Origin of the sequence: Streptomyces sp. NPDC101227 (assembly GCF_044767545.1) — a bacterium.
Taxonomy (GTDB): domain Bacteria; phylum Actinomycetota; class Actinomycetes; order Streptomycetales; family Streptomycetaceae; genus Streptomyces.
In genome coordinates this window covers 60,120-76,742 of sequence record NZ_JBIWOD010000004.1, presented here as the reverse complement: position 1 = coordinate 76,742, position 16,623 = coordinate 60,120, and the positions used below count along the sequence as shown (strand labels likewise).

At 70.8% G+C, this 16,623-nt stretch carries 13 protein-coding genes, 1 tRNA gene and 1 riboswitch; of the genes, 11 read left to right on the top strand and 3 right to left on the bottom strand.

All coding sequences use genetic code 11. The features are described from left to right. From ACIRPT_RS09920 to ACIRPT_RS09890, 7 genes are all read left to right on the top strand, one after another. Complete coding sequence (locus ACIRPT_RS09920) at window positions 1-1,317, top strand: cytochrome P450 (RefSeq protein ID WP_403824824.1); 1,317 nt, start codon at window positions 1-3, stop codon at window positions 1,315-1,317. A 364-nt stretch (window positions 1,318-1,681) separates the two neighbouring features. After that, window positions 1,682-2,629 carry a transglycosylase family protein gene (locus tag ACIRPT_RS09915; protein WP_403824821.1) on the top strand — a complete coding sequence of 316 codons (948 nt, stop codon included), beginning with the start codon at window positions 1,682-1,684 and terminating at the stop codon, window positions 2,627-2,629. Window positions 2,630-2,840: 211 nt separating this feature from the next. Next, window positions 2,841-3,050, top strand: a riboswitch (cyclic di-AMP (ydaO/yuaA leader). 7 nt (window positions 3,051-3,057) lie between these two features. Then, window positions 3,058-3,705 (top strand): transglycosylase family protein, encoded by a 648-nt coding sequence (locus ACIRPT_RS09910; protein WP_403824818.1) that lies wholly within the window; start codon window positions 3,058-3,060, stop codon window positions 3,703-3,705. Window positions 3,706-4,080: 375 nt separating this feature from the next. Continuing rightward, window positions 4,081-5,361, top strand: coding sequence for a phosphopyruvate hydratase (gene eno, locus ACIRPT_RS09905; protein ID WP_403510157.1), 1,281 nt, complete (start codon window positions 4,081-4,083; stop codon window positions 5,359-5,361). Window positions 5,362-5,513: 152 nt separating this feature from the next. Then, window positions 5,514-5,981: a septum formation initiator family protein gene (locus ACIRPT_RS09900; RefSeq protein WP_403824815.1), complete on the top strand. Its 468-nt coding sequence runs from the start codon at window positions 5,514-5,516 to the stop codon at window positions 5,979-5,981. 122 nt (window positions 5,982-6,103) lie between these two features. Beyond that, window positions 6,104-6,685: a DUF501 domain-containing protein gene (locus tag ACIRPT_RS09895; protein WP_403824812.1), complete on the top strand. Its 582-nt coding sequence runs from the start codon at window positions 6,104-6,106 to the stop codon at window positions 6,683-6,685. Then, window positions 6,682-7,635: an exopolyphosphatase gene (locus ACIRPT_RS09890; protein ID WP_403824809.1), complete on the top strand. Its 954-nt coding sequence runs from the start codon at window positions 6,682-6,684 to the stop codon at window positions 7,633-7,635. The genes ACIRPT_RS09895 and ACIRPT_RS09890 overlap by 4 nt, the downstream gene beginning before the upstream one ends. 52 nt (window positions 7,636-7,687) lie before the next feature. Here ACIRPT_RS09890 and ACIRPT_RS09885 read toward each other — a convergent pair whose 3' ends face one another. Next, on the bottom strand, window positions 7,688-7,933 hold the full coding sequence (locus ACIRPT_RS09885) for a type II toxin-antitoxin system RelE/ParE family toxin (protein ID WP_403825848.1): 246 nt from the start codon (window positions 7,931-7,933) through the stop codon (window positions 7,688-7,690). 824 nt (window positions 7,934-8,757) lie between these two features. Between ACIRPT_RS09885 and ACIRPT_RS09880 the strand changes: the two genes are divergently transcribed. Both ACIRPT_RS09880 and ACIRPT_RS09875 read left to right on the top strand, forming a co-directional pair. After that, a complete protein-coding gene (locus ACIRPT_RS09880) occupies window positions 8,758-10,146 on the top strand; it encodes an NAD(P)/FAD-dependent oxidoreductase (RefSeq protein WP_403824806.1) in 1,389 nt (462 codons plus the stop codon). Window positions 10,147-10,356: 210 nt separating this feature from the next. After that, entirely contained in the window at window positions 10,357-11,676 is a 1,320-nt protein-coding gene (locus tag ACIRPT_RS09875) for a class I SAM-dependent methyltransferase (RefSeq protein WP_403824803.1), read from the top strand. Window positions 11,677-11,743: 67 nt separating this feature from the next. Here the strand turns inward: ACIRPT_RS09875 and ACIRPT_RS09870 are convergent, their stop codons facing one another. Continuing rightward, window positions 11,744-14,290, bottom strand: a complete 2,547-nt coding sequence (locus ACIRPT_RS09870; protein WP_403824800.1) for an ABC transporter permease — start codon at window positions 14,288-14,290, stop codon at window positions 11,744-11,746. A gap of 71 nt (window positions 14,291-14,361) precedes the next feature. After that, window positions 14,362-15,174: an ABC transporter ATP-binding protein gene (locus ACIRPT_RS09865; protein WP_403824797.1), complete on the bottom strand. Its 813-nt coding sequence runs from the start codon at window positions 15,172-15,174 to the stop codon at window positions 14,362-14,364. A gap of 504 nt (window positions 15,175-15,678) precedes the next feature. On the opposite strand from ACIRPT_RS09865, the gene ACIRPT_RS09860 reads away from it, so the two are divergent. Further along, window positions 15,679-15,760, top strand: a tRNA-Leu gene (locus ACIRPT_RS09860). A 406-nt stretch (window positions 15,761-16,166) separates the two neighbouring features. After that, a complete protein-coding gene (locus ACIRPT_RS09855) occupies window positions 16,167-16,460 on the top strand; it encodes a hypothetical protein (RefSeq protein WP_403824794.1) in 294 nt (97 codons plus the stop codon). The last annotated feature ends 163 nt before the right edge of the window (window positions 16,461-16,623 follow it).

The following is a 16,623-nucleotide window of genomic DNA, read 5'->3' as shown; positions in this document are numbered from 1 at the left end:
GTGCACGACACGCCAGACGCCCCCGCGCCCGTCACCCCCGCCACCGGCTGCCCCGTCGGCCGGCCCGAGCTGTTCACCTGGGAGTTCGCCGCCGACCCGTACCCCGCGTACGCCTGGCTGCGCGAGCATGCGCCGGTGCACCGGACCGCGCTCCCCAGTGGCGTCGAGGCCTGGCTGGTGACCCGTTACGGCGACGCGCGCCAGGCGCTGGCCGACGCCCGGCTCTCCAAGAACCCGGTCCACCACAGCGAGTCGGCACACGGCAAGGGCAAGGTCGGCATCCCCGGCGAGCGCAGCGCCAACCTCATGACGCATCTGCTCAACATCGACCCCCCGGATCACACCCGGCTGCGCCGTCTCGTCTCCAAGGCGTTCACCCCGCGCCGGGTCGCGGCCTTCGCCCCCCGCGTACAGGAGCTGACCGACCGCCTCATCGACGGGTTCGCGGAACGCGGGGAGGCGGATCTGATCCATGAATTCGCCTTCCCGCTCCCCATCTACGCGATCTGCGACCTGCTGGGCGTACCGCGCGAGGACCAGGACGACTTCCGCGACTGGGCGGGGATGATGATCCGGCACGGCGGGGGCCCGCGGGGCGGAGTCGCTCGTTCCGTGAAGAAGATGCGTGGCTATCTCGCCGAGCTGATCCATCGCAAGCGCGAGGTCCTCGGGGAGCGGCCGGACCCGGACGAGGACCTGATCTCCGCGCTGATCCGGGCCTCCGACCATGGCGAGCACCTCACCGAGAACGAGGTCGCCGCGATGGCGTTCATCCTGCTCTTCGCCGGCTTCGAGACGACCGTGAACCTCATCGGCAACGGCACCTACCAGCTGCTGCGCCACCCCGCCCAGCGCGAGCTGCTGCAGAAGTCGATCGCGGCCGGCGACACCGATCTGCTCGCCACCGGCATCGAGGAACTGCTGCGGTACGACGGCCCCGTGGAGCTGGCGACCTGGCGGTTCGCCACCGAGGAGCTGACGCTGGGCGGGCAGCGGATCGCCGAGGGGGACCCCGTCCTGGTGGTGCTCGCCGCCGCCGACCGCGATCCCGCACGCTTCGCCGACCCGGACGTCCTCGACCTCACCCGGCGGGACAACCAGCACCTCGGCTACGGGCACGGCATCCACTACTGCCTGGGCGCGCCGCTCGCCCGGCTGGAGGGGCAGGCCGCCCTCGCCACGCTGCTGACCCGCCTCCCGGACATCCGGCTTGCCGCGGAACCTGACGATTTGCGCTGGCGCGGCGGGCTCATCATGCGCGGACTGCGGTCGCTGCCGGTGGAGTTCACGCCGGAGGTTTCCGCCGAGCGGCCGTGACCGGTGGCCCTGACCGACGGCCTGTCGACGGTCAGGGCCGGAGGTACCGAATCGGCGGCTCTGACCAGCTATGACCGCGAAGTGACGGAACGTCAGCCGCGTGACCTCTGCGTGATCTCGGCTACACCGACTTGTGACTACCCGTGACCCCGGCTACCTTTCGACCCACCGAATCGGCCACGGGTTCGACAGGCCGCACGGGTTCGACGGGTCGCATGGTTCGTCGCGTCCGTTCGCCTCACCGTGCCGGTTCGGCAGACAACTCCAGCACGTCTTCCGCCGCTCGAAAGGCAACCGCATGCGCTCCGGGAACGGCCGACACCGTCGCCCCCGTCAGGCACCGGCCATCTTTGTCACGGCGGGAGTGACCGGCGCCGGCCTCGCACTGCCGCTGTTCGCCGCGAGCGGTGCACACGCCGCCGACACCGCGACCTGGGACAAGGTCGCGCAGTGCGAGAGCGGCGGAATGTGGAGCGCGGCCTCCGGCAACGGCTTCTACGGCGGCCTCCAGCTGACCCAGGAGATGTGGGAGCAGTACGGCGGCACCTCGTACGCCTCGCGCCCGGACCTCGCCAGCCGCTCCGAGCAGATAGCCGTCGCCGAGTCCATCCTCGACGACCGCGGCCCGGACGCCTGGCCGAGCTGCGCGGTGAACGCCGGACTGACCAAGGACGGCCGGGCGCCGGAGGTCGACCCGGGCAGTACGAGCATCCCGCGGCCCGGCCCGTCGGACACCGGCCGCTCCGGCCCGTCGGACGATTCCTCCGATGGCCCCTATGGCGACCACTCCGGCGATCCCTCCGGCGATCCCTCCGACGACGCGTCGCCCACGCCGTCCCCGTCGACCCCCGACGCCTCGGACCCCGCGGACCCGTCCGCCCCCTCCCACGCGGGCGACGACGACAGCGACACGGACGACCAGGACGGCCCCGCCGGTCCGGAGGCTCCCGCCAAGGGCAAGCACCGCGGCGGCACCGACGAGGGCCCGGACGCCGAGCACGGCAAGGACGGCAAGAGCCACGGCGGCGACGGCAAGGGCGCGGGCGACGACGGCCGGCCCGCCGGCCGCCACGCCTCCCGCGGCGGCGAGGAGCGCCGTACGGACCCCGGCACGCGCCCCGGTGCGGACCCGTCCGCCCCCGCCGCCGACTACACCGTCCGCCCCGGTGACACCCTGTCAGGCATCGCCGAGACCCACGATCTGCCGGGCGGCTGGCCCGCGCTCTATGACCGCAACGAGAAGGTCGTCGGGGCCGACGCGGACCTGATCCACCCAGGTCAGCTGCTCGATCTCGGGCACGCGGCAGGGTAGTTACCGCCAGTTCGTCCCTTTTGGCGAAAGTGAGACAAGCGTCTCGTTCCGGGGTGCGGTGTCCGGCTCGTCGGCCGGAATCCGCACCCCGGCCCACCTGCGGAAATATGAGCCTCCGATGATCAAAAACGGTCAACTTGGTTCAGATAGTGGGGTTTGAACACCAAGCGGATTACTGATTACGGTCGGGACCGCTCGCCAAAGCGGGCCCTTCGATCACACGCCGAATCCTGCCGGTGATCGCAGGCACTCGACGCGCAAGCGCCGAAGGCAGGAGCGGGGGACCCAAGGTAAGTGCCGGCCCCACCCGTGAAAGCGGGTCAACCGGCTTGGGGTGAAGCCGCGTGTGCTGCACACGCGGCCGGGTACTCACACGACCCGAACCCGACAGCTCACCTCGTAGGCATCGGTGAGGAAACGAACGAACCATGCTGAACAAGGGCAAGCACCGTCGTCCGTCCAAGGCCGTCCGCATCGCCACCCTCGCCGGTGTCGCCGGTGCCGCCGTCGCCGTCCCGATGATGGGCGCCACCTCCGCCTCGGCCGCCTCCGTCGCCACCTGGGACAAGGTCGCCCAGTGCGAGTCCGGCGGCAACTGGTCGATCAACACCGGCAACGGCTACTACGGCGGCCTCCAGTTCTCGAACTCCAGCTGGGCCGCCGCCGGTGGCACCCAGTACGCGGCCCGCGCCGACCTGGCCACCAAGGCCCAGCAGATCGCCGCCGCCGAGAAGCTCCTCGCCATCCAGGGCCCGGGCGCCTGGTCCTGCGCCGGCGCCGGCAACCTGACCGCCGGTGGCCCGTCCCCCGACCTCAACACCTCCACCAAGGCCGAGGTCAAGAAGGCCCAGCCCGCGCCGAAGCACACCCAGCCCGCCGCGCCGAAGCAGGAGAAGGTCCAGCCGGCTCCGAAGAAGGCGCACGGCCACGGCAACTACACCGTCAAGGCCGGTGACACCCTCGCCAAGATCGCCAAGGCGCACGGCACCACCTGGAAGACGGTCTACGCCCACAACAAGTCCGTCATCGGCGGCAACCCGAACCTGATCTTCCCGGGCCAGCAGCTCAGCATCTGAGCCGCCCCCACCGGGACTCCCGCGGGCCCGAGCGAGCGGCCCGCTGCCTCCCCGAGCCGGCCCCGCCCGGCGCGCTTCCCCCCGCGCGCCGCGGCGGGGCTTCTCCATACGCGACTGCCTACGGCGACCGCATACGCGACTCCGTAGGCCACCGCGTACGCCACACCGCGCGCCGCGCCGCGCTCCGGGCCACCGGAACCCGTCACCAGCGGCTTCCCGCGCTTTTTCCTGTGCAGCGAACAATGCTCCTAAACGCCCCGGGAAATGGGCATCTGGGCCTCTTTTCGTCCCACGGAGCGGGCCAACGGCGAGCGGACCTCCCCGGGCCCGTTAGGCTCGTGCTGCAGAACTCCAGACACCCACGAAGGAGACAACGTGCCGTCCATCGACGTCGTCGTAGCCCGCGAAATTCTCGACTCGCGAGGTAATCCCACGGTCGAGGTCGAGGTCGGCCTCGACGACGGCAGCACCGGCCGTGCCGCCGTGCCGTCCGGTGCCTCGACCGGCGCCTTCGAGGCCATCGAGCTCCGCGACGGCGACCCGAACCGTTACCTGGGCAAGGGCGTGGAGAAGGCCGTCCTGGCCGTCATCGAGCAGATCGGCCCGGAGCTCGTCGGCTACGACGCGACCGAGCAGCGGCTGATCGACCAGGCGATGTTCGACCTGGACGCCACCGACAACAAGGGCTCGCTCGGCGCCAACGCCATCCTCGGCGTCTCCCTCGCCGTCGCGCACGCCGCCTCCGAGGCCAGCGACCTGCCGCTGTTCCGCTACCTCGGCGGCCCGAACGCGCACGTCCTGCCCGTCCCGATGATGAACATCCTCAACGGTGGGTCGCACGCCGACTCCAACGTGGACATCCAGGAGTTCATGATCGCCCCGATCGGCGCGGAGTCCTTCTCCGAGGCGCTGCGCTGGGGCACCGAGGTCTACCACACCCTCAAGAAGGTCCTGAAGGCCAAGGGCCTGGCCACCGGCCTCGGCGACGAGGGCGGCTTCGCCCCGAACCTGGGCTCCAACCGCGAGGCCCTCGACCTCATCCTCGAGGCCATCAAGGAAGCCGGTTACGCCCCCGGCCAGGACATCGCGCTGGCGCTGGACGTCGCCGCCTCCGAGTTCTACAAGGACGGCAAGTACCAGTTCGAGGGCAAGGACCGCTCGGCCGCCGAGATGACCGAGTACTACGAGGAGCTGGTGGCGGCCTACCCGCTGGTCTCCATCGAGGACCCGCTGTTCGAGGACGACTGGGCCGGCTGGAACGTCATCACCGAGAAGCTGGGCGCCAAGGTCCAGCTCGTCGGCGACGACCTCTTCGTCACCAACCCCGAGCGCCTCGCCCGCGGCATCGAGGAGAACTCCGCCAACGCCCTCCTGGTCAAGGTCAACCAGATCGGCTCGCTGACCGAGACCCTGGACGCCGTCGAGCTGGCCCAGCGCAACGGCTTCAAGTGCATGATGTCGCACCGCTCCGGTGAGACCGAGGACGTCACCATCGCCGACCTCGCCGTCGCCACCAACTGCGGCCAGATCAAGACCGGCGCCCCGGCCCGTTCCGAGCGCGTCGCCAAGTACAACCAGCTGCTGCGCATCGAGGAGATCCTCGACGATGCGGCGGTGTACGCGGGCCGTTCGGCCTTCCCGCGCTTCGGTAAGTAGTTCCCCGAACCGCTGAGCACAGCGAGGGCCGACGGCACGGTCAGGCTCTGATGCGGTAATGCAGCCGCCTTCCTGCGTCCCCGGCAACGGTCCCGTACCGTTGCCGGGGACGTACGTGGTTAAGGCGTCCGGACGACGGAAGGGGAGGCGACGTGCCCGCGGACCGGTTCTCGACCGCGACCCGGCTCAAGGCGCTCGGCACTGCGCTTGTCGAGTCCGGGGCGGCCGCCCGCGTCTACCGCGCCCGCCCGCCGCGCCGCAACCGCCTCACCGGCCGCGCCGCGCTGCTGGCCCTGGTGATGTGCTCGCTGGTCGTCGCGCTCGCCTACCCGATACGGCAGTACGTCTCCCAGCGCTCGGACATCGCCGACCAGCGCCGTAAGGCCGACAACGCGGCCAGGACGCTGGACGGCCTCCGCGACCAGAAGGCCCGCTGGCAGGACCCGGCCTACGTCGAACAGCAGGCCCGCCGCCATCTGCACTTCGTCATGCCGGGCGAAACCGGCTACATCGTCCAGGACAGCTCCGGCACCGGCCCGGCCAAGAAGGCGCCCCGGGCGGCCCAGCGCCCCTGGTACGAGACCCTTTGGGCGGGCGTCGATGCCGCGGACAAGCCATAGCCGGTACGGTCACGGAGCCCTGGCCCACACGGCCGGGCGGCGGCAGCCCGTACTGTCATAAGAGGGGAGCCGACACCCCTCGCCGCCCACCTCCACCTCACCCCTCCCCACCGAAAGCGCACATGGACACCGCCCCGCCCCAGACCGAGCCCACCGAGCCCACCGCCGCGGACATCGCCGCCTTCAAGGAGCAGCTGGGCCGCCCGCCGCGCGGCCTGCGCACCATCGCGCACCGCTGTCCCTGCGGGCAGCCGGACGTCGTCGAGACGGCGCCCCGCCTGGAGGACGGCACGCCCTTCCCCACGCTCTACTACCTCACCTGCCCGCGCGCGGCCTCCGCGATCGGCACGCTGGAGGCCAACGGCGTGATGAAGGAGATGAGCGAGCGGCTGAAGACCGACCCGGAGCTGGCCGCCGCCTACCGCGCGGCCCATGAGGACTACATCCGGCGCCGGGACGCCATCGAGGTGCTGCAGGGGTTCCCGAGCGCGGGCGGCATGCCCGACCGGGTCAAGTGCCTGCACGTCCTCGTCGGTCACTCGCTCGCGGCGGGGCCCGGGGTCAACCCGCTGGGCGACGAGGCCATCGCCATGCTCCCGGAATGGTGGATGAAGGGCCCGTGCGTCAGCCCGTGCCCGGACGCCCCAGAAGCCAAGGGCACCACCCCCGAAGCCCCGGACGCCCCCGAAGGAGACGCCAAGTGAAGCGGGTCGCCGCCATCGACTGCGGTACGAACTCCATCCGGCTGCTGGTCGCGGACCTGGACCCCGCGACCGGCGAGCTGACGGACCTGGACCGCCGGATGCAGATCGTCCGGCTGGGCCAGGGCGTCGACCGGACCGGCCGGCTGGCCCCCGAGGCGCTGGAGCGCACCTTCGCCGCCTGCCGCGAGTACGCCGCGGTGATCCAGGAACTGGGCGCCGAACACCTCCGCTTCGTGGCCACCTCCGCCTCCCGCGACGCCGAGAACCGCGAGGACTTCGTCCGCGGCGTGGTCGACATCCTGGGCGTCGAGCCCGAGGTGATCACCGGCGACCAGGAGGCCGCTTTCTCCTACAACGGCGCGACGAAGGAACTGGCCGGCCGCGACGACGTGCCGCCGCCCTACCTCGTCGTGGACATCGGCGGCGGCTCCACCGAATTCGTCCTGGGCGATGGCTCGGTCCGGGCCGCCCGCTCCGTCGACGTCGGCTGCGTCCGCATGACGGAACGCCACCTCGTCCACGAGGGCAAGATCAGCGACCCGCCGACTCCCGGCCAGATCGCCGCGATGAAGGCCGATATCGCCGCGGCCCTGGACCACGCCGAGGAAGCGGTCCCCGTCACCCAGGCCGCCACCCTCGTCGGCCTGGCCGGCTCCGTCACCACCGTCGCCGCCATCGCGCTGGGCCTCGATCACTACGACTCCGAGGCCATCCACCACTCCCGGATCCCCCTCGCCAAGGTCCGCGACATCACCGGCGATCTCCTCGCCTCCACCCACGCCGAGCGCGCGGCGAACCCCGTCATACACCCGGGCCGGGTCGATGTGATCGCCGCGGGCGCGCTCGTCCTGCTCTCGATCATGGAACGGGTCGGCGCCAAGGAGGTCGTCGTCAGCGAGCACGACATCCTCGACGGCATCGCCTGGGGGGCCGCACTCGACGGCGAGTGACCTTCTCCTCTGTGGAGGCAGCCCGGAGCCTTTGTGCTCCGGGCTGCTTCTTTCAGATGGTGCGGTAGACGTCGCGGCGGTCACCGATCTTGACGACGAGGATGATGAGCTCGCCGTCCGCCACCTGATAGGCGACCCGGTAGTTGCCGACCCGGAGCCGATAGAGGCCCGACGGGCCGCTGAGTTTCTCGACGTCGGCGTCCTCGCGGTACGGATCGTCGCCGAGCGCGGTCAGCGCGGCCAGGATGCGCATGGCGGCAGGCCGGTCGATGGCGCGAGGCTGCCGCTGTGCCGGCAGCTCGTCCGCGCCGGGCGGCGGCTGGTCGCGCCAGCGGCGGAAGGCGGCCTCGGCGACCGGCCCCCGGGTCTGGGCCAGGGCGAGCGGCAGGTGGTTGAGGTTGCCGCCGCCCTCGTCGGCCTCCGCCGCCAGGCCGCGCTGTATCTCGCTGCCGGCGAGGCGGTAGAGCTTGGCCGGATACACCACCGTCCGTGGCGAGCAGCCGGGGGAGATAGGGGAGGGGCCTCTGCTCGTCCTCCGCCAGGCTGTCGAGCTCGTAGCTGTCGCCCGCGCCCTCGGCGACGGCCCGGTCGATGACCTCCTCCAGCTCCGCCGGATCATCGGCCGTCTCTGCGGTGGTCTCCGCCATGCCCGCCCCCTCGTCCGTGCCCGCCCTCGTCGGTCGTGCAGAAGACGCTGGCAACGCCCTCTGGCGTCGCGGCTTTTGAGCGGGCTGGAGGGCGTCTGAGCGCCCTTCGCGGCCTTTGGGAGGGGGTGTCGCGAGGGTCCGCGAAAAAAGTTCGTGAAACTCTTCACATGAAAAAACCGCCCGTTGGCTGAAGATTTTGGCCGTGGGGCCCTCATTCGAAGGTCCTAGGACCTCTCGACCCGGAGGATGCGCGGCCGCAGGAGCGTTACGACGGCGCTTCGACGGGGTGCCTCTCGCCCGGCGTGAGGCCCACAATCCCTGATCAGCGGGGCTCTCAACGCCTCGCCGTACACCGTGGTTCCCGATTCCCGCTATGGCGTCGGTCACGAAGCCGGCGGAGTGTAGCAGATGCCCCAGGGGTGCTTGTGAAGGGGCTCACGAGCGACCCCCCATGTGGGGGTGGATACTCGATTGCATGAGCACCACGGAGCGTCCCAGGATCCTCGTAGTAGGCGGTGGGTACGTAGGCCTGTACGCAGCTCGGCGCATCCTCAAGAAGATGCGCTACGGCGAGGCGACCGTCACGGTCGTCGACCCGCGGTCGTACATGACCTATCAGCCCTTCCTCCCCGAAGCCGCCGCCGGCAGCATCTCCCCTCGGCATGTCGTCGTCCCGCTGCGACGCGTGCTGCCCAAGGCGGAGGTCCTCACCGGCCGGGTCACCACCATCGATCAGGACCGCAAGGTCGCCACGATCGCCCCGCTGGTCGGCGAGGCGTACGAGCTGCCCTTCGACTACCTGGTCATCGCGATGGGTGCGGTCTCCCGTACCTTCCCGATCCCCGGCCTGGCCGAGAACGGCATCGGCATGAAGGGCGTGGAAGAGGCCATCGGCCTGCGCAACCACGTTCTGGAGCAGCTGGACAAGGCCGACTCCACGACCGACGAGGACGTCCGCCGCAAGGCGCTGACCTTCGTCTTCGTCGGCGGTGGCTTCGCGGGTGCGGAGTCCATCGGCGAGGTCGAGGACATGGCCCGCGATGCCGCGAAGTACTACAAGAACGTCAAGCGCGAAGACATGCGCTTCCTGCTGGTCGACGTCGCCGACAAGATCCTCCCCGAGGTGGGCCCCAAGCTCGGCGCCTACGGCAAGGAGCACCTCGAGGGCCGCGGCGTCGAGGTCTACCTCAAGACCGGCATGGACTCCTGCGTCGACGGCCATGTGGTGCTGAACAACGGGCTCGAGGTCGACTCCAACACCATCGTGTGGACCGCGGGCGTCAAGCCGAACCCGGCGCTGGCCCGCTTCGGCCTGCCGCTGGGCCCGCGCGGCCACGTCGACACCCAGGCGACCCTCCAGGTGCAGGGCACCGACTACATCTGGGCCGCGGGCGACAACGCCCAGGTTCCGGATATGGTCGGCCGCAAGGCCGGCAACGAGAACGCCTGGTGCCCGCCGAACGCGCAGCACGCGCTGCGGCAGTCCAAGGTCCTCGGCGACAACGTGATCTCCGGTATGCGGGGCTTCCCGCAGAAGGAGTACAGCCACGCCAACAAGGGTGCGGTCGCCGGTCTGGGCCTGCACAAGGGCGTCGCGATGATCGTCATGGGCAAGGTGAAGATCAAGCTCAAGGGCCGTCTCGCCTGGTACATGCACCGCGCGTACCACGGCATGGCGATGCCGACGTTCAACCGCAAGATCCGGGTCTTCGCCGACTGGACGCTGGCCATGTTCCTCAAGCGCGAGGTCGTCTCGCTCGGCGCCATGGAGAACCCCCGCGAGGAGTTCTACGAGGCTGCCAAGCCGGCCCCCGCCCCGGCGGCCGCCGACTCCGGCGACAAGCCGAAGGCCAAGGCCTCCTGACACCCCGGTCGGTACTCCGACCAGCCCGAAGGGCGTCCGCCATCCGTGGGGCGGGCGCCCTTCGGCATGTCCGGGGGCGTGTCCACGCTGGCGGAAAGCGGGCGGTTTGCGGTTCTCTTACGTGTGAACGGGACTAACTGGGCGCCCACTTGGCGTTTACGTGGTGGGTGAATCTTCTTTGCCCGACTCGTCAACACGGAGGTGTGCGACATGGCCGACGCCGCTGGACGGCTCACCCAGCTCGCCAAGGAGGTGCTGGGGGCCCCGCTCCCGGTCCGCATCCGCGCCTGGGACCGTAGCGAGTCCGGCCCGCCGGGGGCTCCCACGCTCGTCATCCGCAACCGTCGGGCACTGCGCCGCCTGCTGTTCAAGCCGGGCGAGCTGGGCCTGGCCCGCGCCTGGGTGGCGGGCGACATCGACGTCGAGGGCGATCTCTACCAGGCGCTGGATCTGCTCGCCGGGATGATCTGGGAGCGGCCCGCTCCCGCCGACAAGCCACAGCGGGCCGCCGCGCTGCGCGCCCTGGCCCGCCCGGAGGTCCGCGCCGCCGCCAAGGAGCTGTTGTCCCTGGCCGGCGCCCCCCTGCCCCCGGCGCCGCCCGCCGAGGAGGCCAGACGCCGCCGCGGCCGGCTGCACACGCTGCTCAGCGACCGGGCGGCCATCAGCCACCACTACGACGTCGGCAACGACTTCTACGAGCTGGTGCTGGGCCCCTCGATGGTCTACTCCTGCGCCTACTGGGGGACCGCCGAGGACTCCGTCGGCACCCTGGAGGACGCGCAGCGCGACAAGCTCGACCTGATCTGCCGCAAACTCGGCCTGAAGGAGGGGCAGCGGCTGCTGGACGTGGGCTGCGGCTGGGGCTCGATGGTGCTGCACGCCGCCCGCGAGTACGGCGTACGGGCGGTCGGCATCACGCTCTCCGAGGAGCAGGCGGCGTACGCCCGTAAGCGGGTCGCCGACGCCGGGCTCGCCGACCGGATCGAGATCCGGGTGCAGGACTACCGGGAGGTCCACGACGAGCCGTTCGACGCGATCTCCTCGATCGGGATGGCCGAGCATGTCGGCCGGACCCGCTACGCCCAGTACGCGAGGACCCTCCACGCCCTGCTGCGGCCCGGCGGGCGGCTGCTCAACCACCAGATCGCGCGGCGTCCGCTGGCCGACGAGGAGGCGTACCGCGTCGATGAGTTCATCGATCGGTATGTGTTCCCGGACGGCGAGCTGGCCCCCGTGGGCCGGACCGTCGGCGCCCTGGAGGACGCGGGCTTCGAGGTGCGGGACGTCGAGGCCATCCGGGAGCACTACGCGCTGACGCTGCGCGGCTGGGTCGCCAATCTGGAGAAGCACTGGGACCGGGCGGCGCGGCTCACCTCGCCGGGGCGGGCCCGGGTGTGGCGGCTGTACATGGCCGCGTCCGCGGTGTCGTTCGAGCGCAACCGCATAGGGGTCAACCAGGTGCTGGCCGTGCGGACGCCGGATTCCGGGGCGTCCGGGATGCCGCTGCGGGCGCGCGCCTGGCAGGGCTGAGGCGCCGCCGGGGACATGAGGGCCCGGGGACCGTGAACGGTCCCCGGGCCCTCGGCCGTACCGCCGGCTACTCCGCCTTGATCGCGGCCAGCATGTTCAGCTTCGCCGCCCGCCGCGCCGGCCACAGCGCGGCCAGGATGCCGACCACCGCGGCCAGACCGAGGAAGAGGGCCATCCGGTCCCACGGCAGCACCAGCTCGTAGGTCGCCAGCGAGCCCGCGATCAGCTCACCGGCCGCCCAGCCGAAGAACACCCCCAGGCCGACGCCGAGCACCCCGCCGAACAGGGAGATCACCAGCGACTCCAGGCGCACCATGCGCTTGATGCCGCGGCGGTCCAGGCCGATGGCGCGCAGCATGCCGATCTCCTGCTGGCGTTCGAACACCGACATCGCCAGGGTGTTGATCACGCCGAGCACGGCGACGATCACCGCCATGGCCAGCAGGCCGTAGAGCATGTTCAGCATCAGGCTGAACATCTGGGCGATGCCGTCGGAGACGTCCTTCTTGTCCGAGACCGAGATCGCCGGGTTCTTGCCGAGCGCCTTGACCAGGGAGTCCTTGGCCGCGTCGGTGGCGCCGTCCGTCGTCTTGACCATCACCTGCATATCGGTGGCGTGCCGCTGGTGCGGGGCGAGGGTGGCGTTGTCCAGGAGGATGCCCCTGATCATCTCGTTGCCCTGGTAGACGCCGGACACGCGCAGCGCGCCCTTCTTGCCGTCCTCGTACGTCACCGGGAGGCGCGAGCCGACCCGCCAGCCCTTCTCCTTGGCGGTGGCCTCGTCCACCAGCGCCGCACCGCCGCGCAGATCGCCGAGCGAGCCCTGGGTGAAGTCGAGCCGGGTGAGCTTGCCGAAGTCCCTGCCGTTGACGCCGGTCAGGTACTCGGTGGTGGCGCCGGAGCCGGTGCCGATCCGGGACGGGGCGTTGCGCAGCGGGCTGATGGCGGTGACCTCGGCCAGGCCGTCCAGCTTCTTCGCCACATCGGGGGAGAGGGGCGTCCGGGTGGCCATGGAGACGACGTAGTCGGCCTTGAGCGCGTCGGTGGCCATCTTGTCGATGCCCTTTTGCACGCTGCCCGCGATCACCGTCATGCCGGTGATGAGGGTGAGCCCGACCATCAGGGCGGAGGCGGTGGCGGCCGTACGGCGGGGGTTGCGCAGGGCGTTCTGCCGGGCGAGCTTGCCGGAGATGCCGAACGCGCGCAGTACGGGCGCGGCCAGCGCGATCAGCGGGCGGGACAGCAGCGGCGTCAGGATGAACACGCCGATCAGCAGCAGGACCGCCCCGCCGCCCATCATGGCCTTGCCGTCGTCCATGCCGGTGGCCACCAGGACGGCGGCCGCACCGGCGCCCGCGATGAGTGCGCCGATGGTGTTGCGGACCACCAGCGACTTGGTGGTGGCGGCGGCGTGCACGCTGTTCATCGCGGCGACCGGGGGGATCTTCGCGGCGCGGCGGCCCGGCAGCCAGGCGGCCAGCACGGTCACGACGGTGCCGACAACGAGGGAGGTCAGGACCGTGGACAGGGAGATCATCAGCGGGCCGTCGGGGACCGTGGCGCCCATGGTGCTCATCAGCGCGCGCAGTCCGGCGCCGATGCCGATACCGGCCGCCAGGCCCGCGACTGCGGCGACCGCGCCCACCAGGAAGGCCTCGATCAGCACCGAGCGGGTCACCTGACGGCGGCTGGCGCCGACCGCGCGCAGCAGCGCCAGCTCCTTGGTGCGCTGGGCGACGAGCATGGTGAAGGTGTTGGCGATGATGAAGATGCCGACGAAGAGCGCGATCCCGGCGAAGGCCAGCAGGCCGGTCTTCATGCCGTCCATGCTCTGGGCGATCGATTTGGCCTGGTCATCGGCGAGCTTCTTGCCGGTGGTGGCCTCGGCGCCGTCCTTGGGCAGCACCTTGTCGATCGCGGCCTTCAGCGCGGCCTGGGATGTGCCGGGCGCGGCCTTGACGTCGATCTCGCTGAAGGCGCCGGGGGTGGCGAACAGCTTCTGTGCGGTCGCGGTGTCGAACAGCGCGAGGCTGCCGCCGGCCGCGACGGTGCCGTCGTCGGTGGTGTAGATGCCGGTCAGCTGCTGCTTGCGGACCGGCCCGTCGACGGAGATCCGGACGGTGTCGCCGACCTTGTAACCGGCCTTGTCCGCGGTGCCCGCATCCAGCGCGAACTCGCGCGGGCCCTTGGGGGCGGCGCCGTCGCGCAGCGGGTAGCGGGCGTCCTTGCCGTCCTTGCCGGGGAAGTAGTTGCCGCCGAGGGTGGAGAACCCGTTGCCGATCAACTCGCCCTTCTTGTCGGCGATGGCGGTGAAGCCGGAGACCGTGCCGGTGGCGGAGGCGGCGCCGGGCACCCGGCCGGCCGTGTCGAGCAGCTTCTGATCGAGCCTGGGGACGGCGCCGGGCTTGCCGGTGGGGTGCTCGCCCCGCGTCGGCGCGATCGCGACGTCGACGTTGGCGTAGCCCTTCTGGGAGCTGTTCTGGAAGGCATCGGAGATGGTCGAGGTGAAGACCAGGGTGCCGGAGACAAAGGCCACGCCGAGCATCACGGCGAGGACGGTCATCAGCAGCCGGGCCTTGTGCGCAAGCACATTGCGCAAGGCGGTACGGAACATGAGTGGGTCAGTCCTGGAGACGAGGCCCGACGGGCCGGGAGGTCTGGAGAGCGGGTGGCGGCTGCCGGGCGTCAGCTCGTACGGCCCTTGGCGTCGAAACCGGGGGCCTGGGGGGCACCCCCGGAAAAACGCAGCATGCGCTCCAGCACCATGTCGGCGGTCGGATCGGGCATGTCGTCGACTATCCGGCCGTCGGCCAGGAAGACCACGCGGTCCGCGTAGGAGGCGGCGACCGGGTCGTGGGTCACCATCACCACGGTCTGGCCCAGTTCGCGTACGGAGTTGCGCAGAAAGCCCAGGACCTCGGCGCCGGAGCGGGAGTCGAGGTTGCCGGTGGGCTCGTCGGCGAAGATGATCTCGGGCCGGGAGGCGAGCGCGCGGGCCACCGCGACGCGCTGCTGCTGGCCGCCGGAGAGCTGGCTGGGGCGGTGCTTGAGGCGGCCGCCCAGGCCGACGGTCTCCACCACCTGGTCGAGCCAGGCGCGGTCCGGCTTACGGCCCGCGATGTCCATCGGAAGGGTGATGTTCTCCAGGGCGGTCAGCGTGGGCAGCAGGTTGAACGCCTGGAAGACGAAGCCGATCTTGTCGCGCCGCAGCTGGGTGAGCTTCTTGTCCTTCAGGCCGGTCAGCTCCACATCGCCGAGCCGGGCGGAACCGCCGGAGATCGCGTCGAGGCCGGCCATGCAGTGCATCAGGGTCGACTTGCCGGACCCGGAGGGGCCCATGATCGCCGTGAACTGGGCCTGGCGGAAGTCGACGGAGACGGCGTCCAGGGCGACCACCTGGGTCTCGCCCTGTCCGTAGACCTTGGTGAGATCCGTGGCGCGGGCGGCCACCGCGGTGGCGCGGATGGCGGTGGAGACGCCGGAGTGGGTGGTGGTCACGGGGTGGAGCTCCTGTCGGGACGAGGGACCGGCTGATCCGCGGCGGCCCGGTTCGGGCGGGCCTTTCCAGCGTGGGATGCGGACCTTTCCATCGTGGGACAGGGAAAGGGGCCGGGACGTCAACCCCTGTGACCGTCCTGAGCGAGCCCCTGGGCGTACCCGGCCGCCCTGTCGGTCATACCTGGGGAGGAGACGGACCCTGAGGCCACCGAGAGGCCGGGCCGCGCCGCGGCGGCCTCCGCGGGCCGTCCGGCGGGCCGATCGCGCGGCCGTGAGCGGCGGCGTGGGCAGACGTCGAGTTTCCGTCAATTCGGGCGTGAATTACGTTGCGCCGGTGCACCGGCAAAGCTGGCCTTCAGGCATGTGCCGAAGGCCTGTACCGGTCGCTGATGCTCCCTCAGTTGCCAATAAAATAAGACAACCTCGGGGTGAGCGGCCGAACTGCCTGGTGCGCTGCGGGCTACGCTCGTGCTGCCCTCTTTGAGGTGGCATGGGGGATCCCAGGCCCGGATGGTGGAATGCAGACACGGCGAGCTTAAACCTCGCTGGCCTACGGGCCGTGCCGGTTCAAGTCCGGCTCCGGGCACGAAACGGTATTGATTCCGGCCGAAAGCCCGGATGCCACGCAAATTCCTGTGGGCGCAACCGACTTCGGACCGATGGCGTGGCCGTCTATCGATGTGGCCGCGAAGGAGCGGGACTTCCCGCGTACATGCCACCTTACCGTGCAGCCTTCAACTAACTTGCCGGAGTGCGGCGCTGAGCCGTTCGGTATCGGCGCGTGCCGGTTTCCGGGGCGCCGCCCATTTCTCCGAGATCCGACGGTCGCCGCCGTATGAACCGAACTCCCCTCCCCGGCAAGGCGGGTGGGAAGCCGAAGGTATCCGTCGCGGGGATCGCCCCGGAATACGCCGACCTCGACCGCGTAGGCGCAAGATCACGTCATATAGAGTTACCTACCGGTAAACGATGATTTTGCACAAGGGGGAACTATGCGTCGACGCATCTCCGCGCTCGCAGTGACCGCGACCATGGCCGGAGGCCTTCTCTTCACGGCGCTGCCCGCGCACGCCGCCACCACGGACACCGGCCGGCAGGGCGTGGCGGCTCGCGGCGCCGTCACCGTCAACATTGAAGAGCTGCGCCAGCAGTCCGCCGAGCTCAAAGCCCAGGCCGCGCGACTCGACAGGGACGGCCGCCACGCGGAGGCCAAGCGCAAGCGCGACGAGGCCAATGCGCTGGACAGGAAGATCCAGGCGTACATCGACGCCGAGAACAACGCCTGATCCGTTAGGCCCTCCGCCATCGCCCGTCCCGAACGCATCGGGGCGGGCGATGGCTTTGGCGCGCCCCGATCCGTTCGGGACGGGCCGGGAGGGGGCCGACGAGGGGGCCGACGGGGCGGGCCCCGGTCACCACCGGCGGCCCTCCCCGCTAAGCCCCGGGCGC